The following is a 24,327-nucleotide window of genomic DNA, read 5'->3' on the forward strand; positions in this document are numbered from 1 at the left end:
ACTGCATTTGGCGTGTGGTGTGTCGCGTCTGATGTCTTGTCTTGCTAACGATTGTCGCGTTACGCGGGCGATGGCCTCAAGCAGGGCATTCCCGATACGGTTTCATATTAGACGAGACGGTCCGCCAAAAGGTCAGGGATCGAACGCTGAAAGGTACGCCCGATGGTATCCCGCCCGGGATATCGCAAACCAGCGTTTGAAATGATGTCTCGGAACGCGGGGCAACCGTCGGGCGCCGAAAGCTTAGAAAAGCCGAAGCATTCCGGTGACATGCCACCAGAGCGCCGTGAGCGGCACGACGGTGAGCAGTGCCACGCATGCCGTGGCGAGGCAGTAGCGGGTGGCGTCCCGAATGCCGATGCCAGCGAGCGCCATGGCCAGCACGAGTGGCGGCGCCTGATATGGCAATGCGATGGTGGAGATGCCGATCGCCTGCGTCAACAAGACAGCCTTTACGCCGAGCGGCGCCCCGGCGGCGAGCGCGGGCACGAGCGGGGTGTAGAGCGCGGGTGCAGCGTTCGAGGTGACGAGGAACGTCAACGCCATCGACAGCGCGACGAGCACCAGATAGGCGGGCATCGTCGACATTTGCGCCAGATCGAGACGCGCGAGCAGCGGGCGCAGGGCGTTGGCCAATCCCGCATGATCGACGGCGGCTGTCAGTCCGATGATGGCCGCGACGAACCACAGCGGCGCGAGCTTGACCTGCTTGAGGAAGGCGTCCGGATTCACCAGGCGCAGTGGTCCGAGGCACAGCAACGCGATGCCCAGACCGACCCAGCCGGCCGCGACGTGGTGCCAGGGTTCCGTGAGCCAGAGCACGAGCATGAGCGAGAGGGCGGCGAGCAAGCGTTTTTCGTCCGCGCGCACCGGTGTCGCGGACATGGCGATGTCGGCTTTGTGAGCGATGTCGCGTGCTGCCAGCCGATCCGGGAAGAGCCACTTGGCGACGACGACGAGCACGATGCCGCGGACCACGGCGAGCGTGGGGACAAGTGCGACGGCGTATTCCCCGTAGCCGAGCCGCAGACCGAGCACGGTCTCGGCGGTGCCTGCCATCACGAGGTTCGGCAGGTTCGCCGGCAGGATGGCCGTCGACAGTTCGCAACTGGCCAGTGCGGTGGCGAGGATCAGGCCGTGACGGCCCGGACGTCCCTGCGTGAGACCGACGCGTTCGCAGAAGCTCAGGACGATGGGGGTGAGGATGGCGATCCGGCCGAGCGTGGAGGGCATCACGATGCCGAGGGCGAAAGCGATGGCGACGAAGCCGGCGAGGGCGAGGCCATAAGCGTGGCCGCAGTGATCGGCCAGCCGCGACGCCACGCGCTCGCCCAGTCCGGTGACGTTCAACGCCATGCCGATCACGGCCCCGCTGAAGACGAGCCAGAACGCGCTTGACGTGAAGCCGGAAAAGACGACATCGGCGCCGAGCGAGGTGCAGGTCGCGAGCAGGAACATCAGCAGCAAGGACACGAGGAAGTCCGGCAGCCAGCCCGTGGCCCAGTAACTCAGGCAAAGCAGAACGGCGACAGCGACGCTCAACGTGTCGCCTCGCAGCCCCGCCGTGTATAGGCCGAGGCCGGCGGTAGCGCTCAATCCCGCCAGCAACCCGTGTTGCCACAGGCAATCAACTCGGAATGCCTCTGCGCCAGACACCGGGGCGGGCGGCGCGATGGGTGACTCGGATGGCGATGCGGCGGGTGAGGGTGAGGCAGATGAAGGCGTGGAGTGGATTGGGGGCACTGGCGTCACCTCTCGTCAAATAATATATAATTTGACGAGATTATATATAGTTAACTCGAAGAGGTGGCCGATGCGTCAGGAATCCGGGACCGGAACGGCGGTGGAGCGGACATACGAAGCGCTGCGCGAGCAGATCGGGCGTGGCGAACTGAAGCCGGGCGAGGCCTTGCGTCAGGACCATCTCGCGGCAGCGTTGGGCGTGAGTCATGTGCCGGTGCGCGAGGCGTTGACGATGCTGGCGGCGGATGGGTTGGCTGTGAGCCGAACGAATCGCGGCACCGTGGTGACGGCGCTCACCGAGGACGACGCCATCGAGCTGGCGGATTACCGGGCGTTGCTGGAGGGGCGTTTGATGGCGCTGGCGTTGCCGAATCTGTCGCGCGCGGATCTTGCGCGTGCGCGGGCGGCGCTCGAAGCGCTGGAGGCGGCGACCGACCTGACGGACATCGTGACGCGCAACGCCGCTTTCCACGCCATGTTGTACGCGAAGGCGGAGCGTCCGTACTTCCAGCGTGCGGTCGCGACGGCGCGTCTGAACCTCGGGCGCTATCTGTTCCTGACGTGGCAAAAAGCGGACAACGCGACGCGCTCACACGACGAGCACCGTGAACTGCTGCGTCTGTGCGAAGCGGGCGACGACGCGGGCGCGGTCGCGCTGGTGGAGGCGCACAACCGGGCGACGGGTGAGCAGATCGCGCGGATCATTCGTGAGGGATGGGCGGGGTGAAGTGAAACCATTGGCCGACGTCGTTGCACGCCTGCGCAAGAAGCAAAAAGGCGGGGAGTAACTAAAGTTATCTACCGAGTCGTTGGGTCGCAGGTCATCGTCTACCTGATTGCCGATGGTCGGCGCGATATGCAAACCGTCCTCGAGAATCGGCTGCTGGCACGATGACTTGCTGCCTTGCCTAGCCCCAAAACAAAACACCCCGGCGCAGTGGCCGGGGTGTTTTGTTTACGGAGACCGTGTCAGACGTTGAACAGGAAGTTCATCACGTCGCCGTCGTGCACCACGTATTCCTTGCCTTCGGCGCGCATCTTGCCGGCTTCCTTCGCGCCCTGTTCACCCTTGTACTGGATGTAGTCGTCGAACGCGATGGTCTGCGCGCGGATGAAGCCGCGCTCGAAGTCCGTGTGGATCACGCCGGCCGCTTGCGGGGCGGTGTCGCCCACGTGGATCGTCCATGCGCGCACTTCCTTCACGCCTGCCGTGAAGTACGTCTGCAAGCCCAGCAGCTTGAAGCCCGCGCGAATCACGCGGTCCAGGCCCGGTTCGTCCATGCCCATGTCGGCCAGGAATTCCGCCTTGTCGGCATCTTCCATATCCGCAATTTCCGCCTCGATAGCCGCGCACACGGCCACGACCGGCGCATTCTCGGCTTCGGCGTACTTGCGAACGGCGTCCAGATGCGGGTTGTTCTCGAAACCGTCGTCCTTCACGTTCGCGACATACATCGTCGGCTTGGCCGTGATCAGGCAGAACGGCTTGATCAGTGCGAGTTCGTCTTCCGTCAGCTTGAGCGAGCGCACCGGACGCGCTTCGTTCAGCACCGGCACCACCTTCTCCAGCACCGCCACCAGCTTCGCCGCTTCCTTGTCGTTACCCGACTTGGCCGCCTTCGTGTAGCGTTGCAGCGCCTTCTCGACAGTGCCGAGGTCAGCCAGCGCCAGTTCGGTGTTGATCACCTCGATGTCCGAAATCGGATTCACCTTGCCGGCCACGTGGATGACGTTCTCATCTTCGAAGCAACGCACCACGTGCGTGATGGCGTCCGTTTCGCGGATGTTGGCGAGGAACTGGTTGCCGAGCCCTTCACCCTTCGAGGCACCGGCCACCAGACCGGCGATGTCCACGAATTCGACCGTTGCCGGCATGATGCGCTCAGGCTTGACGATCTCGGCCAGCTTGCCCAGACGCGGGTCCGGCACTTCCACCACGCCGACGTTCGGCTCGATGGTGCAGAACGGATAGTTCTCGGCAGCAATGCCCGCTTTGGTCAGCGCGTTGAAAAGGGTCGACTTGCCGACGTTGGGCAAACCGACGATGCCGCATTTGAGGCTCATGCTAAATCCTGTCTGGCTTGAAAAGTGCGCGCCGACAAATGCACCGTGGGCGCCCTCGAACGGGCCAGTGTTTGCGTCGCGGAAAGTCCGCTATTGTACCCGTTCTGCCCCCAACAGCGCCGTTATCGGTCTGTGGCGGGGCTGCCGTCGGCCAGTGAGCGGTCGGTGCATCGCCCGTCGGCCGGCACGGCTTCGAAGACCGGCATCGGCGCCACCGCCCGCGCGCCCGGTGCGTCTTAGCTCAACTGCTTCGCCGAAAAGGTGTCGCACTTGCGCATGTCGCCCGTTTGCAACCCCTGACGCAGCCAGTACACCCGCTGGGCGCTCGTGCCGTGCGTGAACGACTCCGGCACCACGCGGCCCTGCGACTGCTGCTGCAAGCGGTCGTCGCCAATGGCCGCCGCTGCCCGCAAGCCTTGCTCGATGTCCCCCGGCTCCAGCAACTGGTCGTTGGCCTTGGCCGCATTGTTCGCCCAGACCCCCGCGAAACAGTCGGCCTGCAACTCCAGCCGTACCGACAACGCATTGGCCTGCGCTTCGCTCACGCGGCGTCGCGTTTCGTCGAACTTCTGGGAAATGCCGAGCAGATTCTGGATGTGATGGCCCACTTCGTGTGCGATGACGTACGCCTGCGCGAAGTCGCCGCCTGCGCCGAAGCGTTGACGCAGTTCGTCGTAGAACTGGAGGTCGATGTACACCTTGCTGTCGCCCGGGCAGTAGAACGGGCCCATCGCGGTCTGTCCGGTGCCGCATGCCGTGGGCGTCGCGCCCGAGAACAGCACGAGTTTCGGCGCGACATACTGACGGTTGATTTGCTGCGGGAACACCGTCGTCCAGGTGCGCTCGATGTTGCCGAGCACCTTACGGGTAAAGACCGCGTTCGGATCGTTGGCGGGGGCGGCATTCGGGTTGGCTCGGGGCTGTTGCTGCGTCTGCCCCTGAATCATTTGCGAGCCCTGGATGATGACGCGCGGGTCGATCCCGAAGAAATACGAGGCGGCGAGCGCCACGACGATCGTGCCGATGCCGATGGTCGTACGTCCGCCAAATCCGCTGCCCCGGCGGTCTTCGACGTTCTGGCTGTCTTGTTCGTTATCGAGGCGCATGGCGGGCTCCCTGTCTGATGGTGCGTGATGTTGCGTGGTGGTGCTAGATGTTGCGACGACCGATATGCGCCGAAGTATAGCGCTCGCAAACGAAGTGCGACGCTGTGTCCCATGGGCACTCGTGGGGCAGGGCATCGCTCGTGCGGCCGCCGTGCGACAATACGCCATCTCGTTTTCTGAACCAGTCGGCTCGCGCGATTCAGGCGCTGGCGCTGCATTCGCCGCATGTCTCTAACGCATACCTCCAGCCAAACGCACGATGTCGTCGTCGTCGGTGGCGGTCTGGTCGGCAAGGCCGCCGCCTTGCTGCTCTCGCAGGCACGTCTGTCCGTCGCCTTGCTCGCTCAGCCCGCGGCATCGTCGCTGGCGTCGGGCGACCTGTGGGACGCCCGCATCTACTCCCTGTCTTCGAGCTCGCAGGCGCTTTTCGAACGCATGCGTGTGTGGCAGGCGGTCGATCCCGCGCGGGTGAATCCGTTCTACGACATGGAAGTGTTCGGCGACGAGCGCGGCAGTCTGCATTTCTCTGCGTATCAGGCGTCGGTGCCGCAACTGGCCTGGATCGCGGAATCGTCGAATCTCGAGCGCGCGCTCGACGCCGCGCTGCGCTTCTCCCCGCAAGTCCAATGGCTCGACGCCCGCGCCGAAGCGCTCGAAGTCGATGCCGCAGCCGCGTCGGTCCGTTTGTCGGACGGCAAGACGCTGCGCGCCTCGCTCGTCGTGGGCGCGGACGGCGCGAACTCCTGGGTGCGCAGCACCGCCGGGCTGGACGGCTCGGTGCGTCCGTACGAACAACTCGGCGTGGTGTGCAACTTCCGTGCGGAGCGTCCCCATCGCGACACGGCGTTCCAATGGTTCCATGACGGCGAGATCATCGCGCTCCTGCCGCTGCCCGATCAGCATGTCTCGCTCGTCTGGTCCGCCGCCAACGATCACGCGCAGCATCTGCTTGCGCTCGATCCCAAAGATCTCGCCGAACGCATCGGCACGTTCTCGCACGGTGAACTCGGACGCCTGACGCCGGTCTCAGCCCGTGCCCAGGGATTCCCGCTCGTGCTCGCGCAGGCCAAGCGCCTGATCGCGCAGCGCGTGGCGCTGGTCGGCGATGCGGCGCACGTGGTGCATCCGCTCGCCGGGCAAGGCATGAATCTCGGTCTTCGCGATGTGGCATCGCTCGGCGACGCGCTCGCCGGTCGCGAATCGTTCCGCGATTGCGGCGACGCTGCGGTACTGCGTCGCTACGAGCGTGCTCGCAAGGAAGATATCGGCAGCATGGCGTTCACGACGGACGGCCTGCACAAGCTGTTCGCCACGAGCAGCCCGCTCGCGAAGTTCGCTCGCAATGCGGGCCTCGACAGCGTGAACATGCTGCCCTTCGTCAAGAAATTCCTGATCGGCCGCGCCCTGGGCTGACCCCTTCGGGCGCAAACGCCGGCACCTCCGGTCCTGACCGGAACTGCCGGCCGCGCCTCTCGATCGACACACTTCTGGAGATTTTCGATGTTGCAACGTTTTCGCGCCGCGGCGCTCGCCGGACTGGCCCTCGCCACCGTTTGTGCAGCGACTTTCTCGACGTCTGCCCTCGCGCAAAGCAAGTCCGACGCCACGCTCGACCGCGTGAAGAGCGCTGTACAGACCACGCTAGGCAAGGACGCCCCGGTCAAGTCGGTCGCGCGCACGCCGATCCCGGGCCTGTTCGAAGTGTCGGTCGGCGGCGAGATCATGTATGCCGACGAGAAGGCGCAGTACGTGATTCTCGGCGGTAACCTGATCGATACGAAAACGCGTCAGAACCTGACCGAAGCGCGTCAGTCGGAACTCAACAAGATCGACTTCGCCAAGTTGCCGTTCGATCGCGCGTTCAAGTATGTGAAGGGCAACGGTAGCCGCAAGATCGCCGTCTTCTCGGACCCGAACTGCCCGTATTGCAAGCACTTCGAAGAAACGCTGAAGAAATCGGTCGATAACGTCACCGTCTACACCTTCCTCTATCCGGTGCTCGGCCCGGATTCGGACGCCAAGGCGAAAGCGATCTGGTGCGCGCCGGATCGCCTCAAGGCATGGCATGACTGGATGCTCGACACGAAGGCGCCGCCGATCCCGACGGCCAAGTGTGACGACAAGCCGGTCAAGGACAACTTCGCGCTGGGCCACCAGCTCAACATCACGGGCACGCCGACCATCATCCTGTCGGACGGCCGTCGTCTGCCGGGCGCCGTGCCTGCCGAAGAACTCGAAAAGGCGCTCGCCACCGTCAAGTAATCGCTGGACCGGGTCGGGCCGACGCCTGACCCGGCCCACGACAAGACGAACGCAAGACGAACACCAGACGAACACCAGACGAACACAAGACGCCGTCATCTCATGAAAGCCACGTCCGCCCAATCCGCCGTCCGATACGCGATCGTTCCGAAGTCGCCCGCCGCCCACCTGTTTGAAGTGACCGTCACGGTCTCGAATCCCGCGCCGGAAGGCCAGCGTTTCACGCTGCCGGCCTGGATCCCGGGCAGCTACATGGTGCGCGAGTTCGCCCGCAACATCGTGACGATCGGTGCGACGTGCCGTGGCCGCAAGATCGCACTCGACAAGCTCGACAAGCACACGTGGCAGGCCGCGCCGTGCAAGGGCACGCTGATCGTGACCTATGAGGTCTACGCGTGGGATCTGTCAGTGCGCGCCGCTCATCTCGACGACACGCACGGCTTCTTCAACGGCACCAGCGTGTTTCTGCGCGTGGAAGGGCAGGAGCACGCGCCGTGTGAAGTGGACGTGCTGCGTCCGCGTGGCGCTGCATTCAAGGCGTGGCGCGTGGCCACGGCGCTGGCACCGGCAGAAGGCACGGCGGCGCTCGATTTCGGACGCTATCTGGCCGTCGATTACGACGAGCTGATCGATTCGCCGGTCGAGATGGGAACGTTCGTGCATGGCACGTTCAAAGCGTGCGGCGTGACGCATGAAGTCGCCATCACGGGGCCGGTGCCGAATCTCGATCTGGATCGTCTGCTGCGGGACATGAAGAAGATCTGCGAAGCGCAGATCCGTCTGTTCGAGCCGGGCGCCAGCTCGCGCTCGCGGGTGCCGATGTCGCGCTACGTCTTCCTGCTCATGACGGTCGGCGATGGTTACGGCGGTCTGGAGCACCGCGCTTCGACCGCGCTGCTCGCCAGCCGCAATGACCTGCCGGTGCAGGGGCAGGCGCGCATGAGCGACGCCTATCGTGGCTTCCTCGGTCTGGTGAGCCACGAGTACTTCCACACGTGGAACGTCAAGCGGATCAAGCCGGCGGTGTTCGCGCCGTACACGCTCGATCAGGAGAATTACACGCGTCTGCTGTGGTTGTTCGAAGGCTTCACGTCCTATTACGACGATCTGATGCTCGTGCGCAGTGGCGTGATCGCGCCGGCGGCCTATTACGACCTCGTCGCCAAGACGGTCGCGAACGTGTTGCGCGGTAGCGGACGTCTCAAGCAGACGGTGGCCGAAAGCTCGTTCGACGCGTGGACGAAGTATTACCGTCAGGACGAAAACGCGCCCAACGCCATCGTCAGCTATTACACGAAGGGCTCGCTCGTCGCGCTCGCGCTGGACCTGACGATTCGCTCGCAAACGCGCGGTCAGAAGTCGCTCGACGATGTCATGCGCGCGCTGTGGCAACGCTACGGTCGCGACTTCTATCGCGGCACGCCGGTGGGCATTGCGGAAGATGCGGTCCAGCCGCTCTTCGAAGAAGTCTCCGGGCTCGATCTGTCGGAATTCTTCGCCTCGGCCATTCACGGCACGCGCGATCTGCCACTCGCTGCGTTGCTCGAACGTGTCGGACTGACGCTCGCACCGGTCACGCCCGAGAACGGACGTCCGGCGCTGGGCGCCAAGACGGGCAAGCGCGGTGACGAAGTCACGCTCGCGCAGGTACTCGATGGTGGCGCGGCGCAAGCGGCGGGGTTGTCGGCGGGTGACTCGCTGGTCGCCATCGACGGGTTGCGTGTGACGTCGGGCAATCTCGACAAGTTGCTCGAACGCTATCGGCCGGGAGATCGGGTGACGGTGCATGCCTTCCGTCGCGACGAGTTGCGCGAGACGTCGCTCACGCTCGACACGCCGGAGATCTCGCAGTACCGCATCGCCGAGACGCGTGATCGGGCCGCCGCGCAACGTCGCGAGAAATGGCTGACGGCCTGAGGCCGTCCGTGTGAATGCATCGCTTCGCGCTCGCCCCGGGCGCGAGGCTTCAACCCTCCGCCGGACCCGGCACCGACGGGTCGCGGTTCTCTTCCGGGCAAGTCCGGGCCACGGCGAGCATGTGCTCGATAAACGCCTGCGTCTTGCGAGGGAGAAAGCGCCGGGACGGCGTGACCAGATGCACCGAACTCTCCGGCAGCGACCAGTCGGGCAGCACCTTGACCAGGCGTCCGGCGCGCAGCGCGTCTTCGGCCAGAATATCCGTGAGCGCCGCGATGCCACTGCCCGCCAGCGCCATCTCCTTGACCATCCCCATGCTGTTGACCTGAATCGCGCCGTGCATGGTGATGTCCATGCGCTGACGTCCCTTGTGCAGCGTGTCGGAGTTGAACAGCCGTCGCGCGCCTTGCAGGATGATGAAGCGGTGCCCTGCCAGTTCGTCGGGCGTGGCGGGCAAGCCCGTTGCGCTCAGGTAGAGCGGACTCGCGTACAGGCTGCGTGTGAGCTTCAGAAGCGGACGCGCGACGAGCGTGGAGTCGGAGAGCTGGCCGGCACGAATGGCAACGTCCACCCGCTCGGCAATGAGGTCGACGTGGCGTGAACTCAGATCCACATCCACGGTGATTTCGGGAAAGGCGGCGCAGAAAGTGGCGAGCGGCACGGCCAGCCACTGCGCGGCAAAGTCGGCGGGGGCGGTGATGCGCAGGCGTCCGCGCGGCTTGCTCGACATTTGCGACGCGAAGTCGCGCGTTTCTTCCACCTCTTCGAGAATCGGCAGGCAGCGCTCGTAATACGCTTCGCCGACTTCGGTCAGTTCGAGCCGCCGCGTCGTCTTGTGCAACAGCTTCGTGCCGAGGCGCGACTCCAGCCGCGACAGACGACGGCTGACCGTCGCCTTGGGCAGGTCGAGGCGCTCGCCCGCCCGCGTAATGCTGCCCGAGCGCACGACTTCCGCGAAGATCAGCATGTCATTCAGATCGTCAATCATCGCGCGCGCTCCTTGGTGACGCGGTCATTCATCAAAACTACAGTCGACGGGCATTGTTCCAAAAAGGGAACAAACAATTCGATTTTACCGGCTTGTTTCATTTTTGGGGGTAACTAGAATTCATCCCAAGCCGACGCGTAATTCACGGCAACCCCGAATCGGGGGCCTGGCGCGGACGCATTTTCGAACTTTCGGGACCCACCCCCGGCTCTGGAGCCAGTGAAATGACCACGATTCTGCAAATCAATTCCGCCGCCCGCTCGCAAGGCGCCAATTCGACCACGCTCGCCAACGAATCGGTTGCGCAACTGGTCGCCAAGAACCCCGGCGCAAAGGTTGTCGTGCGCGACTTGCTGGCCGATGGCGTGCCGCACCTCGACGAAGCCGTGATCGGCGCGTTCTTCACGCCGGAAGAGCAACGCTCGGACGCGCAGAAGGCCATCATCGCCCGTAGCGACGAACTGATCGCCGAAATTCAGGCGGCCGACTACATCGTGTTCGGCGTGCCGCTCTACAACTTCCAGGTGCCGACGCAACTGAAGTCGTACTTCGACTGGATCGCCCGTGCCCGCGTGACCTTCCGTTATCGCGAAGACGGCAGCGTGGAAGGCCTGATCCAGGGCAAGAAGGTGATCGTCGCTTTCGCCCGCGGCGGCAACTACAAGGACACGCCGGCTGACAGCCAGACGCCGTACATCAAGACGATTCTTGGCTTCCTCGGCATGACGGACGTGACGTTCATCTTCGCCGAAGGCCTGTCGCGTGGTCCGGAATCGGCTGCGGCCGCTTTCGCCGGCGCTCGCGAAGCCATCGCTGCGCTGTAATCGTTCAAGTCGTCTCCCGCACGCGCAGGCCCCCCATGGCACATCCGACGCCGCTGCATCCGCGTCCGACGAAGCGTCCGGCGATGTCTGCCGACGCGAGTGCCATCCCGCGCGTGCTTCCCGTCTCCCGTCCCGGCCGATGTGCGGCCGCCGCGGGAGCGGGTGTTTTCGATCAGGTCGAGCACACGGATCCGTTCCTCTCGCTCGACATCTTCCGTCGTCACGGCGCGTGTATTCCTGCGCATCCGCATGCCGGGTGTGTGGTGGCGACGTATCTGTTTCCCGATTCGACAACCTCGCTGCGTTGCCGTCACGCCCACGGTGGCGATGACACGGTGCGCCCCGGCGATCTGCTCTGGCTCGAAACCAACTGCGGCACGGTGCATGAAGAGGTGCCCGGAAGTGCTCGGGCATCGGTGCGCGGTGTGCGGATGGTCGTCAACCGTGCGGGACGTCATCCGCATGGGGCGCCGGTGCAGACGTCAGTGCGTGCCGAAGCGATGCCGCACTGGCGCGAGGGCGACGTCGAGCTGACGCTGATTTGCGGGCAATGGGGTGAGCATCGGGTAGCGCGCGAGGAGCGCGACGCTGACGGACGCATCACGTTGCTGCAACTCGACTGGCAGGCCGATGCGTTGCGCACGCTTGAGATTCCCTGCGACGGTCGTCGCTGGGTGGCACTGATTGCGCAAGGTGAAGCGGCAGTCGCCGGCCACGCGATGCGCGCGGAAGGCGGCGGTACCGAAGCGTTGTCGCTGCCCCCGGGCGTCTGGCAACTGGCCGGACGCAGCGGTGCCCGGCTGGTGCTCGCCGGCGGTGAGCCGCTAGGCGAACCGGTGGTGTATCGCGGCAACTTCGCCGCGCGCGACGAGGCGGACCTCGTCGCCCTGACGCGTCGCTATCAGCAAGGCTCGATGGGCGCGTTGGCCCCGCTGTGCGACGGGGAAGCCTAAATCACTGCGTGACACCGGCGTCGGCAAGTGCCTTGCGGATGCGGTCGATCTTGATGGCGTTGTTGTACGTCGCTTTTTCCGTATCGCCGCCCACACCGCCGTAATGCAGCCCGACGATCATGCCGTCCGACAGACGTACGATGGGCGAGCCTGAATTGCCTCCCCAAGTCGATGAGTCATACGAGAATTGCTGCGGATCGAGGCTGGGATTGACGAGCAGCATGCCCGGCGCGATGCGCTCTGCCGGAAAGGGCACCTGGCTGTCCGGGAGCTTAAACATCGTGTCGATCTGCTTATCCGACAGGTAAGTACAATCCTCGCCCGCTTCAGCGCCAGCACAACTCACGGGACGTGCCGGATAGCCGATCACGGCCACGCGGGAGCCTTCGGTCAGATTGAAGTTCGGCGCCATCGGAGCTGCGGGCGGGAGCGCATTGTCTTCGGTGCGCAGGATCGCGTAATCGTTGTTTTCCCCGTCTTCACCCACTGCTTCGATGGCCACGATGCGCACATCGTGCGGCGGCGTGCGCACAGTACAGCTCGAATACTCCAGCGGAAACGAGACGCGAAGCAACTGCTTGTCATACAGCCGCCACTTCCCCTGATTGTCGATGTACGCATACTTTTGCAGTACGTGCCGATTCGTCAGAATGTGCGACTTGCCCACGACGAACGCGGTCGCTCCGACGCTCATGTATTGCGGTTTGGCGTCAGACGTCGGCTGGTAATACTGGAAGATCACGCCGACACTGCGTGCGACCGTGACGAGTGGAGATGCCACGTCGGTGATGTAGTCGCGCCAGCTGTTCCAGGCCGTCATCTTGTCGTCTGCCCACGGCCTGCCCGAGCACAAACCGTAGACGGGACGTGTCACGGCACGAATGGTTTCTGCCGTTGTCTTCAGCGCCTGAAGCGATATGGGCGTGTCGCCATTCAATGCGCGCGTGGCGGCGGCAATGTTGTCCCGCGCCTGTCCGATGTCCTGCACTTTCGCCGAGACGGCCGTCGACTGGGCATTCCTCATCCACGCGGCCTGCTCCTTTTGCAGCGCCAGATCCTGCTGCTTCAACTGCGCTCTGACGTTAAGCGACTCGGCTTCCTGCAACGCCTGCGTGACGACGGGCGTGGCGGTGTTGATCGCCTGCGACTGCGCCGTGACCGATACGGCATAGCTCGCCAGTAGCGTGCTCGCGACGACCAAAAATGCGGTTCGTTTCATTGTTTCCAAGCCTCCGGAACGGCGCGCACCGCCGCGTCGGCTGCGGCGTATTGCGTCTTGGCCTTGTCGAAGTCTTCCTTGAGTTCCTTGAAGAATTCCACGAGATCCGAAATCGACACATGCTTGTCTTTCACGAGCGTGACCAACTGCGCTTCGGCGTCGACGAGTTTGGTGCGCAATTCCACGGGCGACGGGCTGGCATGCAGAGCGTCGTATTCCGCAAGTTGCTCGTTCGCGAGCATGCCAAGTTCGCGGATGCGAATGTCGTCGTCCGCTGCCTTGATGCCCGCGGGCGTGAGCAGCAGCTTACGGAAGGTCGCAAGCGGGCGTTGCAGCGAGGCGATCTGACGTCGATTCCAGGCGCTGGCGATGGTCGACTCCTTGAAGTCGTTGTTCATCACCTCCTCGAACTTGGGGTGGAACTCCTGCACATACTTGCCGAAGCGCTCCTTCGCCGCCATGTCGTTGTAGGCGGTCAGTCCCGTCTGGAACAGCGCAGCGAGCGCCTTGTATGCCGCGACTGCCGCCGGGATCGCCGCGGCAATCGCTTCGGACGACACTTCCGTCGACGGACGCCCTTTATCCCAGGCGATCAATCGCTGTTTGAGATCGTCGGCGCACGCCTTCACGGCATTCTTGGGAATCGTGCCGTCGGGCAGGCCGGGCACCTTGATGGGTTTGCGAAGTGCCTGGAATCTCGACCATTGGCCGCCAATGGAGTCATCGCCCTCTGCGAGCACCTGCTTGAGGCCGCCGGAGTATGCGGTGTCGAATGCTATGGCGGCGCGCTCGCGGACGAAGTCGTCGGTGCCGGCACAGACGAAGCGGGAGAAGGAGCCGAGCGGGTCGTCGGCGTCGATGTCGAAGATGCGAATTTCGCCCGGCTTGATCCGATGCGTCTGCACGTAGTACTCGACAGCTTCGATGCGCCGCACGCGCGGACGGGCTTTCAGTTCGGTGTCGAAAGCGCCCGCGGACGCCTTGACCGCCGCGTCGAATCCGTCGGCGGCGCTTTGCAGCGTGTCTTTACTGCGGAACTGGATGGCCGAACATCCCGCAAGCGCGGCGATGGCCAGGACGACAACAAAAGACCGCGTGGCGGCAGCACACGCGGTGACAGCGACTCCCCGATTTGCCATCTCGAACCCCCGTACGAACAGGCAAACTGCGTTATGACGAACGTCTTCTGATTGTTGTGATGCGCGGTGTGAACACTCGATCGGTGTCCAATCTGTGGCGCGGCGCCATCATGGCACGCGCACAGCGGCCAGACAATGAAGCGGGGGAAATGAAGCGGATGTTTGAAATCAGGATTCGCTACAGCGCGAAGGGCGCCTGCGCCAACCGGGGCTGGCACAGGCATTCCTTACTGATTTCTCAATGCAAGGTCACTGATGGAAGTTCAGCGTCAGCATGGCGGTGCGGCCCGGAGCCCACGAGGCGTAGATCGGGTAAGCGCTCGCGTAGTACTTCTTATCGAAGATGTTCTGCACGTTCAGTTGCAGATCGACGGTGCGCGACACGCGATAGGTCGCCATGGCGTCGAAGCGTGCGTAGCCCGGCGTCCACTTGCGCACCGTGGACGATACCGACGCGTAGGTGAGGCTCGAGAGCGTCATGCCTGCGCCGAGCGTGAGCTTCGGCATCACTTCGTAGTCGGTCCACAGCGTCAGGTTATGCTTGGGCACCATGACCATCGGCAGGCCGCTCGAACCCGGCGCGGCCGCAGGACCGGCGTCGGTCGTGATCGCGTTCAGGTACGAATAACCGCCGAACACGCGCCAGTGGTTCGTCAGGCTGCCGGCCCAGCCGAGTTCGGCACCGCGCACGCGCTGGCTGCCGGCGTTGATCGTGCCGCCCAGGCCGTCCGACACGCGAGCGTTGGTCTTGTCGGTCTGGAACAGTGCGGCGGTGAGCGACAGGCGCTGCTCGATCACGTCCCACTTCGCCCCGACTTCGATGTTGCGGCTGCGTTCGGGCGCGAGGTTCCTGTTCGTCGCGGTGATCTGATCCGTGCCGCCGCCCAGACCGCTATTCGCCCCCGGCGGGTTCGCCGACGTGCCGTACGACGCATACAGACTCAGCGACGGCAGGACCTTGTAGACCACGCCCAACTGGAAGCTGAAGAGGTTCGAGAGGTTGTTCAGATCCGGCGCACCGGCTTGCACGGCGTGCACGTCGAAGCGGTCGAAACGCGCGCCGGCGTTGAGGAGCCAGCGCTCGGAGAGCTTCACGCTGTCGAACAGGTAGGCCGATGCAACGTTCGTGCGGGTGTTGGTCGCGGCGCCGGGGAAGCTCTTGTCGCCGTTGAGCACGAGGCTGCCGGTCCAGGGGTTGTCCGGGTTCCAGTTGCCGATGGTCGTGCAGTTATACGCGACCGAGCACGGGCCGCCCGAACGGATGTTGTTGCCCGCGCTGTCCTGCACGAGGTAGCCCTCGTAGCGGCTTTGCTCGTTGCTGAACTCGACGCCGCCTGTCAGCGTGTGCTCGAAGCCGAACAGTGTCGCCTTGCCCGTCAGTTCGGTCTGGTTCGCGATGCTGTTGGTCGCGTACTTCCCGCTCTTCGCTTGCAGCGAAATGATGTTCGAGCTGGCCGACTGGAACTGCGGGTTGGTGGCCACGTAATCGAGCGTGGAGCGTCCGACCATCGTGGTGTTCTTGATCTTCCACGTGTCGTTGATACGGTGCTCGACCTTGATTTCGCCGGTGTCGGTCTGGCCGCGACGGTAATCGCGATTGTTCAGGCCGTAGAACTGATTGCGCTGGAAGCCGCCGTCCGGCGTACCGCCCGCCGAGCGGAACGGCGCGCTGAAGTCCGGCATGTCGTACGAATTCAGGTGGTAGTAGCTGACCGTGACGGTGGTCGGGCTGTTCAGGCCGAATGCCACCGAGGGCGCGATCCCCCAGCGTTTGCTGTAGACGTTGTTGCGGCCGGCCTGATCGGCATCGTGGCCCATCACGTTCAGGCGCACGGCGGTCTGATCGTTGACCTGACGGTTCACGTCCAACGTCAGGCGTTTGTAGCTGTTGGTACCGAAGCCGAGGCTCGCGTTCGTGAAGTCTTCCAGACGCGGGGTCTTGGTGGTGATGTCGATGCTGCCACCCACGGCGCCACGTCCGGCGTAGACCGAGTCGGGGCCCTTGATGACGCTGATGTTTTCGATGTCGAACGTCTCGCGATTCTGCACGCCGGAGTCACGCATGCCGTCGACGAAGATCGAGTTGCGCGATTCGAAGCCGCGAATGACCGGACGGTCGGCGGACGGGTTGGCGGCGGCGTCACCCCCGAGGAAGGTGATGCCGGGCACGGTCTTGAGTGCGTCGGCGAAGGTCGTGGCGTTCGTCTGCTTGATCAGCTCTTCGGGAATGACGGTGATCGAGCGCGGCGTATCGCGCAGGGGCGCGACGAACTTGTACGACGGCAGCGTTTTCGTCTGCATCGGCGACGGCACGGCGCTGTCGTTCACCTGCGTGGTCGGCAGGGCGACGGCGGGTGCGGCATTGCCGTTGGTCGCGGGCGTACCCGCGGCGTCAGAGGCGCTCGGCGATGCGCCGGGCGTTGCCTGAGACGATTGTGCGTGAGCGGAAAGGGTGGTGACGCTGCCGGCAACGACAAGCGCGCAGGCGGTGGCGAGCAGACGCTGGCGCGTCTGAATAGCGGTAGACATACGTGTTTCCGGCAATGGCGTCACCATCGGCCACTTCCCCAGCCGGGCAACGCACGGTTTAGTTATTAGTAATGAGAGTGATAGGAATTCTCATTACGGGCCGGAAGTTTACTGTCTGCCGATTTGCATGTAAACGCTTAACACCGTGTACGCGACAATATATTTTGATTGGCGAAACGCTCGTTGCGGCGGCGCGCGAGGTGAAAAATGTCAGTTAAAACATACATTAATTAAAATAATCATAAAAATGTATGTCAAAACATACATTTTGACATGGCGAAATATCGAGTCGTGTCTATCATGAGAAGTGAATTTCCCGAAAATCATCGTGATGACCGACTTTTCCATCGACGTGCTGCCGAGTCAGTTCGGCGCCAGCTTTCAACGGGCTCGCAAGGCTCGAAAGCGCTCGCAGCAATGGGTCGCCGAGCATGCCGGGCTCAGTCGCCTGACGATCGTTCAGTTGGAAAAGGGCGAGAATGTCGGCCTGCATGCGGTCATGAAAGCGCTCGGTGCGCTGGATCTCGGGCTTCGCCTCGACACCGCACGATTGAACTACGACGACATAAGGCGCATGGATGACGACGATGGATGATGCGAAGCTCAAGTCACTGATTGTCGGTACCCCGCAGGGCGATGCGGGACACCTGACGAAAGAGTCTCGTTACGTCTTCAACTACGACACGTCCGAGCGGGCGTGTGAAGTGTCGCTGGTCATGCCCTACCGTGCAGAAAGCTACGCCGATACGGCGTTGCCGTCGGTCTTCGCGATGAATCGACCGGAGGGCTATCTGCTGGACAAGCTGCGGGAGCGCTTTGGCAAGTTCATGCGACTGGACGACATGCGCTTGCTGGCGATTACCGGGGCCAATCAGATCGGTCGTCTGCGATATTTCGTCCCTGATAAGCCTCGCGAGTCGGTGCGTGCCGAAGTCGGGCTGTCGACGCTGCTGACGTCCGGTGCAAGCGACGAGCTGTTCGATCATCTCGTGAGCCTCTATCTGTCGTCGGGAATTTCGGGGTTCCAGCCGAAAGTCATGATGCCGGATGCCGACGCCCCGACGCCGATCGTCGAAAAGAGTACGGCAGTGACGCCCGATCTGATCGTCAAAGCGGCAGGGGAAGATTACGCCCACCTCGCGCAGAACGAGTTTCTCTGCATGGCCGCCGCACGTGAAGCTGGCATCACCGTGCCCGAGTTCTGGCTGTCGCAAGACGGTTCGCTGTTTGTCATGCGTCGTTTCGATCTCGAAGGTGACGCGCAAAGGCAACTCGGCTTTGAAGATATGGCTGTTCTCCTGGGCCGCTCGGCCGAGCAGAAGTACCTCGGGTCATACGAGAGAATTGCGGAAATGATCGGGTATCTGTGCGCGGAGAACCGGGCCGAAAGTCTGGCGCGATTCTTCGATTACGTTGTCCTGTCGGTGATGGTGCGCAACGGAGATGCCCACCTCAAGAATTTCGGTCTCGTCTACGACCAACCCGGCGGACGAGCGCCATCGCTGGCGCCGTTGTTCGATGTCGTCACGACATCGGTGTATTCCCATGTCGATCCTCAATCCGGGCGCACGCTCACGGACAGGACCCTGGCGCTCAAGCTCGACAAGCGCCGGACTTACCCCGACCGCAAGACATTGATGAACTTCGGACGAACCGTGTGCGGCGTCGCACACCCGGAGCGGGTGATCGATCGCATCGAGGTAGCGATGCGGGCAACGCTCGACGAGCATGGCCCGCGTATCGATCCCGGCTTTCTCGCTGTCATGCGGCACGAGTGGGAAGCCGGTTATACCGCCCTGCGCCCTGACAAGCGTTTCGCGGCAACGCGCTTGTATCCCTGACTACGCCGGCAGTCGCCAGTCGATCGGGGTCTTGCCGTGCGTCGTGAGGAACGCGTTGGCGGCGCTGAAATGGCCGCAGCCGAGGAAGCCGCGATGGGCGGACAGCGGCGACGGGTGCGGCGCTTCGAGCAACAGATGACCGTGGCCCGAGAGCAACGGCGCTTTTGCTTGCGCATGACTGCCCCACAGCAGGAACACCAGCGGCCCCTGTTGTGCAGCCAGCCCTGAGAGCAGCGTGTCGGTACACGCCTGCCATCCGCCTTTCTTGAACGGCTTCGCGTGGCTCGCGGCGTTGCCCGCCTCCACCGTCAGCGTCGTGTTCAGCAGCAGCACCCCTTGCTTCGCCCAGGCGTCGAGATTGCCGTGCGCGGGCGGGGCAATGCCCAGATCCCGCTCGATCTCCTTGTAGATGTTGCGCAGCGAGGGCGGCACACGCACGCCACGCTGCACCGAGAAGGCCATGCCGTGCGCCTGCGCAATGCCGTGATCGTCGCCGTGATACGGGTCCTGTCCGAGGATGACGACCTTGACGTCCTTCGGCGACGTCATGCGCAGCGCGTGAAAGATGTCCGCCGGATAGACCGTCTTGCCGGCGTCGACTTCGGCGTCGACATACCGGCACAGCGGTGCATACGCGTCGCTCTGCACGAACGGCGCCACCAGCGCTTTCCACGCGTCGGGCAACGCTTTGAACTGATCCTCGACGTGCCCCTTCAGTGGCCCTGCGACGTCCGGCTCGCTGAGCGTCATGCCGGTCACGTGCGTGCCATCCCCGGCCATCGCAGGTGTAGCGGGTGCTGCGGGTGCAGTGGGCGCAGTGGGTGCCAGATCGTCGGCAGCGTCGAACAGCGACCGTTGCGGATCGTCGTGAGACGCAGCGGTCGTCGTGGGGTGCGCGGATGCGGAGGGTGATGCCTTGCGTGAGCGTGATGCCATGCGTCGAGTCAGTTGAATGTGCAGGAGTGCGACGTCGGAAAAGTCGAGAGTGCGTCAGAGAAAAGTCGGGCAGGACCGGCGTACTGCTCAGCCGCCCAGCACCTTCTGCCGCAGACGATAGCCGCGCTGCGCCTTGCTCACGTCGTCGGCATGCAGTTCCGGCAGCACCGCGCGCAGATCCTGTGCGAGCGCGTTGAGGATGCGTTCTCCCTGAGCGCTGCGGTCGTCGTCGGGAGCGTCGAGGAGTTCCAGTTCCACTTCGATCAGCGGTTCCTTATGACGCACACCTGCCGCCTCTACCGCGACTTCGCCACGGTCGAACGCGATCTCCACGGTCGTGCCGTCACCCGCGATGTAGCGCCACAGGCGTCGCACGAAATTCGTCTCGAACTGCGCCACGACCCTGGTGCCTTCGTCACGCAATAACGCGGCCGTTGCCGGCATGTCGCACGCTGCGATCAACGGTGCGAGTTCGAGCGCTTCGCCGTGCACGGCCTGCTCCCACTCGTGACGCACGTGCAGTCCGTTGCGCGCCTCACCGACCGACTTGAGCGTTTGCAGCCATTGTCCGGGATGACCGTCGCGAGCGACGAAACGCAGACGCAATGCGGCCTTGGCGCGTGCGAGCGCGAGGTCCGGTGTGTCGAAATAACGATTGACGAGATGACGCTCGCCACGGGCTTCGGCGCCGGGCAGACGGTCGAGATGGGCAATCAGCGCGTTGGCGCGCGGGGCGGGGAGGTCGCCGGGAAGGGCAAGCTTGAGTTCGCGTTCGATGGCCATGGGGCCGCTCCTGTAAGGGGACGCCGGGCGAGCCGGTGTCGCCACCCGTGCAGAAGCGACGCGTCTCGCCAAAGGCCGGGCGGTGTCCAGTGAAGGACACCGCGCCATCGCTCGTCAGAACGCGCCTGCGCGACGCGTTGCGAGACGAATCGGCGATCAGCGGGGCATGTCGAACAGCGTGGCGAGCGCATCGCCCGGCTCGGGCGCGCGCATGAAGGCTTCGCCGACGAGAAAGGCGTTGACGTTGGCTGCGCGCATGCGCACCACGTCGTCACGCGACAGGATACCCGACTCCGTCACGACCAGACGATCCTGCGGAATGTGCTTGAGCAGGCCGAGGGTGGTGTCGAGCGTGACTTCGAAGTTGTGCAGGTTGCGATTGTTGATGCCCAGCAGCGGCGTGCGCAGTTCCAGACCGGCATCCAGTTCCTGACCGTTATGGACTTCGACGAGCACCGCCATGCCGAGCTCGTGCGCGAGCGCTTCGAGATCGCGCATCTGCGACAACTCCAGCGCGGCGGCGATCAGCAAAATGCAATCGGCGCCCATGTCGCGGGCTTCATAGACCTGATACGCGTCGATCATGAAGTCCTTGCGCAGCACCGGCAGATCGCAGGCCGCGCGCGCCGCCTTCAGATACTCGGCCGAGCCCTGAAAGAACTGCACGTCGGTCAACACGGACAGGCAGGCCGCGCCACCTTGCTGATACGACTCGGCGATCTGCGGCGGCACGAAGTTTTCGCGAATCACGCCCTTGGACGGGCTGGCCTTCTTGATTTCGGCGATCACGCCGGACAGGCCGCCATCGATCTTCGTGCGCAGGGCGCCCACGAAGTCGCGCGTGCGAAGTGCGCTGTCGCCAACGGTCGCTTCGGCGTCGCGGCGCAGGCTCGCGAGGTCGCGCACGCGCTTGGCGGCGGCGACTTCTTCGGCCTTCACGGCCAGGATCTTGTCGAGAACGGTAGACATAGGGATATTCCGGTGCCACTGAAAGTGACGGACCTCGCGGGAGAGTGGTCCGTCGTCATCGTGATTCTTGCGCATGAGGCGCGACATCGCCGCGCATCATGCGAAAACTTACGCCTTGAAGCGTTGCGTGAATGTGACGAATTCGTGGAGCTTGTCACGCGCCGCACCGCTCGCGATGGATTCGCGCGCCATCTTGATGCCATCGCCGATCGTCGCTGCGCGATTGGCCGCATACAGCGCGGTACCGGCATTGAGCGTGACGATCTCGCGCGCGACGCCTGGCGTATTGTCGAGCGCCTCGATGAGCATCGTCTTCGATTCTTCCGCGCTACCGACCTTCAGGCTGCGGTTGCTGACCATCTGCAAGCCGAAGTCCTCGGGGTGAATCTCATACTCCGTGACCTTGCCGTCCTTCAGTTCGCCGACGAGCGTGGCGGCGCCGAGCGAGACTTCGTCCATGCCATCCTTGCCATAGACGACGAGCACGTGTTCCGCGCCGAGACGCTCCATCACGCGCACCTGAATCCCGACCAGATCCGGGTGGAACACGCCCATGAGCTGATTCGGCGCGCCCGCCGGGTTCGTGAGCGGCCCGAGAATGTTGAAGATCGTGCGCACGCCCATCTCTTTGCGGATCGCCGCAACGTTCTTCATCGCCGGATGATGATTCGGCGCGAACATGAAGCCGATGCCGACCTCGCCCAGACACTGTGCAACCTGCTCGGGGCTGAGCATGATGTTCACGCCGAGCGCTTCGAGCACGTCTGCGCTGCCGGACTTCGAGCTCACGCCGCGATTGCCGTGCTTGGCGACCTTCGCGCCTGCGCCGGCGGCAACGAACATCGATGCCGTGGAGATGTTGAACGTATGCGACACATCGCCGCCGGTGCCCACGATGTCGACGAAATGCTCGTCCGACGGCGCATCGACATGATTGGCGAACTCGCGCATGACCTGTGCGGCGGCAGCGATCTCGCCGATGGTTTCCTTCTTCACGCGCAGGCCGGTAATGATGGCGGCCGACATGACCGGCGAGATCTCGCCCTTCATGATGAGACGCATCAGATGCAGCATCTCGTCGTGGAAGATTTCGCGGTGTTCGATGGTGCGCTGAAGCGCTTCTTGCGGGGTAATCATTGGTTGTCTTCTCCTCTGTCGGTAGGGATGGATTCCGTCATGACCGCAGACACGACGCTACACACGGCGGCGGGCGACATCAGGCAGCGATGGCGTTGCGCGGCGCAGCTTGCAGGAAGTTGCGCAGCACGGCGTGGCCATGCTCCGACAGAATCGACTCGGGGTGGAATTGCACGCCTTCGACGTCGAGCGTCTTGTGACGCACGCCCATGATCTCGCCGTCGTCCGTCCAGGCGGTGACTTCGAGGCAGTCGGGCAGCGACGCGCGCTCGATGGCGAGCGAGTGGTACCGGGTGACGGTGAAGCGCTTGGGCAGGTTCGCGAACACACCTTGTTGCGTGGTTTCGATCTCGCTCACCTTGCCGTGCATGATCTGCTGCGCCCGGATGACCTTCCCGCCGAAGGCTTCACCGATGGCCTGATGGCCGAGGCAGACGCCAAGAATCGGGACTTCGCCGGCGAAGCGCTTGAGCACGTCGAGGGTGATGCCTGCATTGGCCGGGCAGCTCGGGCCGGGTGAGAGGCAAATGCGTTCAGGGGCAAGCCCGGCGATGTCGTCGAGCGTGATTTCGTCGTTGCGGAAGACCCGTACGTCTTCGCCCAGCTCACCGAAGTACTGGACGATGTTGTAGGTAAACGAGTCGTAGTTGTCGATCATCAGCAGCATGATGGTCCCTGTTCGTCTGGTGACAAAGATTGTCGAACGCGTGGAATTTGCGAGTGTCCCCTGAGCGTGCCCCCACATTGACTTCGCGGTCCGCGGGGGAGGGCGCTATGGGGATGAGATAGACGTGGCGGGTTACCGCCACCAGCGCAGGGCAGCGGTCAGGGGCGACCAGAGGAGGGAGGAAGACTGATGCGACTTCATAGTGAGGCGATTGTAGCAGCATCTGCGCCGGGTCGTGGGCGGGTGTCGCAAAAAGCGGCCATTCGACGTGTTTCATGCGTCATCCGCGCGTTTTCTGCAAGAATTTGCGCCTGACGGCGTTGATCGTTCGATGATTCTGCTACGTCGCCCGGCCAGCGCGAAGCCTCTGGGCGACCCGCGATGGGCCGCCCCGGGACCGTCTCGGTGCGTGCTCAGCGCGCGCCGAGAATGGTGGTGAGCGCGTCGGGCGGCGGCATGCCGTTGGCGCGCTCCACGACCCCCCTGTCGTTGCGATAGACGATACCGGGCGTGCCACGGAAACCGAGTTCGGCCATGAGCATCTGATTGGCCTCCAGCTTCTGTGCGACGGCCTTCGTGACATCGCGAGCCGGTTTGATCCCGCCCTGCTTGAATTTCTGCTCGTTCTGCGTGAGTGCCGCCGACGGATTCGGTGCACCGAAAATGGCCGCCGCCTTTGTCACACTATCCGCCTTGATCACGCCCACGAGCACATGTCGCAACTGCACTTTGCCTGCGTCGACCCACGGACGTGCCGACTCCCAGAAGCGGTTGCAGTAGGGGCAGTTCGGGTCGCTGAACGTGTAGACGATGCGCGGCGCGTCCTTCTTGCCGTCCTGCACCCAGTGAGACGACGAGAGCTTCGACCAGACCGCGTCGCCCAGCGGCTTCTCGATGAGCTTCGTGACCCGTTCGACGTCCAGCGGCTTGGCGTCTGCGCCGATGCGGGTGCCGACGATGCCGTTGCCGTCCGGGAGCAAATAGACGGCCATGGGCTGCTGACCGGCAAGGCCAGCGAAGCCGCTCAGGTCCTTGACCCCCGTATCGAACGGTTGCAGCGCCGTCACGCCTTCGCGCTCCAGCGCCTGCAATATGGCGGGCTTCGGCGTTGCGCCGGGCGTGGCGACTGTCGCAGTGGGGGCGGCAGCGGCGATATCGGCCGACATGCCGGTCATCGGGAAGCCGAGCGCGATGAGTCCGGCAAACGAGGGACCGGCAATGAAAGCGAGAGTCTTGCGAACCGACATGGG

General features: G+C 63.8%; 21 protein-coding genes and 1 pseudogene. 9 read left to right on the forward strand and 13 right to left on the reverse strand.

Annotated elements, in window-relative coordinates:
- Positions 1-243 precede the first annotated feature (243 nt).
- Entirely contained in the window at positions 244-1,542 is a 1,299-nt protein-coding gene (locus A9762_RS18460; RefSeq protein WP_170836276.1) for an SLC13 family permease, read from the reverse strand.
- Between the two features lie 271 nt (positions 1,543-1,813).
- On the opposite strand from A9762_RS18460, the gene A9762_RS18465 reads away from it, so the two are divergent.
- Positions 1,814-2,470: a GntR family transcriptional regulator gene (locus A9762_RS18465; protein WP_069343476.1), complete on the forward strand. Its 657-nt coding sequence runs from the start codon at positions 1,814-1,816 to the stop codon at positions 2,468-2,470.
- A gap of 63 nt (positions 2,471-2,533) precedes the next feature.
- Positions 2,534-2,638, forward strand: a pseudogene (locus tag A9762_RS29460) (type II toxin-antitoxin system RelE/ParE family toxin); the annotation flags it as partial.
- 74 nt (positions 2,639-2,712) lie between these two features.
- Here A9762_RS29460 and ychF read toward each other — a convergent pair.
- Together ychF and A9762_RS18475 are read right to left on the reverse strand one after the other, a co-directional pair.
- The gene (gene ychF, locus A9762_RS18470; protein WP_069343477.1) at positions 2,713-3,807 is read right to left on the reverse strand and encodes a redox-regulated ATPase YchF; all 1,095 of its coding nucleotides are present in this window, start codon (positions 3,805-3,807) and stop codon (positions 2,713-2,715) included.
- A 236-nt stretch (positions 3,808-4,043) separates the two neighbouring features.
- Positions 4,044-4,913 carry a neutral zinc metallopeptidase gene (locus A9762_RS18475; protein WP_069343478.1) on the reverse strand — a complete coding sequence of 290 codons (870 nt, stop codon included), beginning with the start codon at positions 4,911-4,913 and terminating at the stop codon, positions 4,044-4,046.
- A 225-nt stretch (positions 4,914-5,138) separates the two neighbouring features.
- On the opposite strand from A9762_RS18475, the gene A9762_RS18480 reads away from it, so the two are divergent.
- From A9762_RS18480 to A9762_RS18490, 3 genes are all read left to right on the forward strand, one after another.
- The gene (locus A9762_RS18480) at positions 5,139-6,326 is read left to right on the forward strand and encodes a UbiH/UbiF family hydroxylase (protein ID WP_069343479.1); all 1,188 of its coding nucleotides are present in this window, start codon (positions 5,139-5,141) and stop codon (positions 6,324-6,326) included.
- Between the two features lie 87 nt (positions 6,327-6,413).
- A complete protein-coding gene (locus A9762_RS18485) occupies positions 6,414-7,175 on the forward strand; it encodes a DsbC family protein (RefSeq protein WP_069343480.1) in 762 nt (253 codons plus the stop codon).
- Between the two features lie 102 nt (positions 7,176-7,277).
- Positions 7,278-9,092, forward strand: a complete 1,815-nt coding sequence (locus A9762_RS18490) for a M61 family metallopeptidase (protein WP_069343481.1) — start codon at positions 7,278-7,280, stop codon at positions 9,090-9,092.
- Between the two features lie 49 nt (positions 9,093-9,141).
- On the opposite strand, the gene A9762_RS18495 is transcribed toward A9762_RS18490, so the two are convergent.
- Entirely contained in the window at positions 9,142-10,080 is a 939-nt protein-coding gene (locus A9762_RS18495) for a LysR family transcriptional regulator (RefSeq protein ID WP_069343482.1), read from the reverse strand.
- 224 nt (positions 10,081-10,304) lie between these two features.
- Between A9762_RS18495 and A9762_RS18500 the strand changes: the two genes are divergently transcribed.
- Entirely contained in the window at positions 10,305-10,904 is a 600-nt protein-coding gene (locus A9762_RS18500) for an FMN-dependent NADH-azoreductase (protein WP_069343483.1), read from the forward strand.
- Between the two features lie 35 nt (positions 10,905-10,939).
- Positions 10,940-11,857, forward strand: coding sequence for a pirin-like C-terminal cupin domain-containing protein (locus A9762_RS18505; protein WP_069343484.1), 918 nt, complete (start codon positions 10,940-10,942; stop codon positions 11,855-11,857).
- A 1-nt stretch (position 11,858) separates the two neighbouring features.
- On the opposite strand, the gene A9762_RS18510 is transcribed toward A9762_RS18505, so the two are convergent.
- The 3 genes from A9762_RS18510 to A9762_RS18520 form a co-directional block, all read right to left on the reverse strand.
- Positions 11,859-13,076 (reverse strand): serine protease, encoded by a 1,218-nt coding sequence (locus A9762_RS18510; RefSeq protein WP_083254073.1) that lies wholly within the window; start codon positions 13,074-13,076, stop codon positions 11,859-11,861.
- Entirely contained in the window at positions 13,073-14,215 is a 1,143-nt protein-coding gene (locus A9762_RS18515) for a hypothetical protein (protein WP_069343486.1), read from the reverse strand. The genes A9762_RS18510 and A9762_RS18515 overlap by 4 nt, the downstream gene beginning before the upstream one ends.
- Positions 14,216-14,464: 249 nt before the next feature.
- The gene (locus A9762_RS18520; RefSeq protein ID WP_069343487.1) at positions 14,465-16,744 is read right to left on the reverse strand and encodes a TonB-dependent siderophore receptor; all 2,280 of its coding nucleotides are present in this window, start codon (positions 16,742-16,744) and stop codon (positions 14,465-14,467) included.
- Positions 16,745-17,051: 307 nt separating this feature from the next.
- Here A9762_RS18520 and A9762_RS18525 point away from each other — a divergent pair, with 307 nt between their 5' ends.
- Both A9762_RS18525 and A9762_RS18530 read left to right on the forward strand, forming a co-directional pair.
- On the forward strand, positions 17,052-17,339 hold the full coding sequence (locus A9762_RS18525) for a helix-turn-helix domain-containing protein (RefSeq protein ID WP_069343488.1): 288 nt from the start codon (positions 17,052-17,054) through the stop codon (positions 17,337-17,339).
- The gene (locus A9762_RS18530; RefSeq protein WP_240493623.1) at positions 17,323-18,585 is read left to right on the forward strand and encodes a type II toxin-antitoxin system HipA family toxin; all 1,263 of its coding nucleotides are present in this window, start codon (positions 17,323-17,325) and stop codon (positions 18,583-18,585) included. Before A9762_RS18525 ends, A9762_RS18530 begins: the two co-directional genes overlap by 17 nt.
- Here A9762_RS18530 and A9762_RS18535 read toward each other — a convergent pair whose 3' ends face one another.
- The 6 genes from A9762_RS18535 to dsbG all read right to left on the reverse strand — a co-directional run bounded on the left by A9762_RS18535 (position 18,586) and on the right by dsbG (position 24,324).
- Positions 18,586-19,521: a uracil-DNA glycosylase gene (locus A9762_RS18535; RefSeq protein WP_083254074.1), complete on the reverse strand. Its 936-nt coding sequence runs from the start codon at positions 19,519-19,521 to the stop codon at positions 18,586-18,588.
- An 87-nt stretch (positions 19,522-19,608) separates the two neighbouring features.
- Positions 19,609-20,304 carry a CYTH domain-containing protein gene (locus A9762_RS18540; protein ID WP_069343490.1) on the reverse strand — a complete coding sequence of 232 codons (696 nt, stop codon included), beginning with the start codon at positions 20,302-20,304 and terminating at the stop codon, positions 19,609-19,611.
- Between the two features lie 156 nt (positions 20,305-20,460).
- Positions 20,461-21,273, reverse strand: a complete 813-nt coding sequence (gene trpC / locus A9762_RS18545) for an indole-3-glycerol phosphate synthase TrpC (RefSeq protein ID WP_069343491.1) — start codon at positions 21,271-21,273, stop codon at positions 20,461-20,463.
- A 108-nt stretch (positions 21,274-21,381) separates the two neighbouring features.
- On the reverse strand, positions 21,382-22,410 hold the full coding sequence (gene trpD, locus A9762_RS18550; protein WP_069343492.1) for an anthranilate phosphoribosyltransferase: 1,029 nt from the start codon (positions 22,408-22,410) through the stop codon (positions 21,382-21,384).
- 79 nt (positions 22,411-22,489) lie between these two features.
- Positions 22,490-23,077 carry an aminodeoxychorismate/anthranilate synthase component II gene (locus A9762_RS18555; RefSeq protein ID WP_069343493.1) on the reverse strand — a complete coding sequence of 196 codons (588 nt, stop codon included), beginning with the start codon at positions 23,075-23,077 and terminating at the stop codon, positions 22,490-22,492.
- A gap of 413 nt (positions 23,078-23,490) precedes the next feature.
- On the reverse strand, positions 23,491-24,324 hold the full coding sequence (gene dsbG, locus A9762_RS18560; protein WP_240493624.1) for a thiol:disulfide interchange protein DsbG: 834 nt from the start codon (positions 24,322-24,324) through the stop codon (positions 23,491-23,493).
- Between the last annotated feature and the right edge of the window lie 3 nt (positions 24,325-24,327).

The organism is Pandoraea sp. ISTKB (genome assembly GCF_001721285.1).
GTDB classification, from domain to species: Bacteria; Pseudomonadota; Gammaproteobacteria; order Burkholderiales; family Burkholderiaceae; genus Pandoraea; species Pandoraea capi.

What these genes read in the sequence shown, in the direction of transcription:
- A9762_RS18465 (WP_069343476.1), top strand. Translation starts at nt 1,814, where the DNA reads ATGCGTCAGGAATCCGGGACCGGAACGGCGGTGGAGCGGACATACGAA.
- ychF (WP_069343477.1), bottom strand. Translation starts at nt 3,807, where the DNA reads ATGAGCCTCAAATGCGGCATCGTCGGTTTGCCCAACGTCGGCAAGTCG.
- A9762_RS18475 (WP_069343478.1), bottom strand. Translation starts at nt 4,913, where the DNA reads ATGCGCCTCGATAACGAACAAGACAGCCAGAACGTCGAAGACCGCCGG.
- A9762_RS18480 (WP_069343479.1), top strand. Translation starts at nt 5,139, where the DNA reads ATGTCTCTAACGCATACCTCCAGCCAAACGCACGATGTCGTCGTCGTC.
- A9762_RS18485 (WP_069343480.1), top strand. Translation starts at nt 6,414, where the DNA reads ATGTTGCAACGTTTTCGCGCCGCGGCGCTCGCCGGACTGGCCCTCGCC.
- A9762_RS18490 (WP_069343481.1), top strand. Translation starts at nt 7,278, where the DNA reads ATGAAAGCCACGTCCGCCCAATCCGCCGTCCGATACGCGATCGTTCCG.
- A9762_RS18495 (WP_069343482.1), bottom strand. Translation starts at nt 10,080, where the DNA reads ATGATTGACGATCTGAATGACATGCTGATCTTCGCGGAAGTCGTGCGC.
- A9762_RS18500 (WP_069343483.1), top strand. Translation starts at nt 10,305, where the DNA reads ATGACCACGATTCTGCAAATCAATTCCGCCGCCCGCTCGCAAGGCGCC.
- A9762_RS18505 (WP_069343484.1), top strand. Translation starts at nt 10,940, where the DNA reads ATGGCACATCCGACGCCGCTGCATCCGCGTCCGACGAAGCGTCCGGCG.
- A9762_RS18510 (WP_083254073.1), bottom strand. Translation starts at nt 13,076, where the DNA reads ATGAAACGAACCGCATTTTTGGTCGTCGCGAGCACGCTACTGGCGAGC.
- A9762_RS18515 (WP_069343486.1), bottom strand. Translation starts at nt 14,215, where the DNA reads ATGGCAAATCGGGGAGTCGCTGTCACCGCGTGTGCTGCCGCCACGCGG.
- A9762_RS18520 (WP_069343487.1), bottom strand. Translation starts at nt 16,744, where the DNA reads ATGTCTACCGCTATTCAGACGCGCCAGCGTCTGCTCGCCACCGCCTGC.
- A9762_RS18530 (WP_240493623.1), top strand. Translation starts at nt 17,323, where the DNA reads ATGACGACGATGGATGATGCGAAGCTCAAGTCACTGATTGTCGGTACC.
- A9762_RS18535 (WP_083254074.1), bottom strand. Translation starts at nt 19,521, where the DNA reads ATGGCATCACGCTCACGCAAGGCATCACCCTCCGCATCCGCGCACCCC.
- A9762_RS18540 (WP_069343490.1), bottom strand. Translation starts at nt 20,304, where the DNA reads ATGGCCATCGAACGCGAACTCAAGCTTGCCCTTCCCGGCGACCTCCCC.
- trpC (WP_069343491.1), bottom strand. Translation starts at nt 21,273, where the DNA reads ATGTCTACCGTTCTCGACAAGATCCTGGCCGTGAAGGCCGAAGAAGTC.
- trpD (WP_069343492.1), bottom strand. Translation starts at nt 22,410, where the DNA reads ATGATTACCCCGCAAGAAGCGCTTCAGCGCACCATCGAACACCGCGAA.
- A9762_RS18555 (WP_069343493.1), bottom strand. Translation starts at nt 23,077, where the DNA reads ATGCTGCTGATGATCGACAACTACGACTCGTTTACCTACAACATCGTC.
- dsbG (WP_240493624.1), bottom strand. Translation starts at nt 24,324, where the DNA reads ATGTCGGTTCGCAAGACTCTCGCTTTCATTGCCGGTCCCTCGTTTGCC.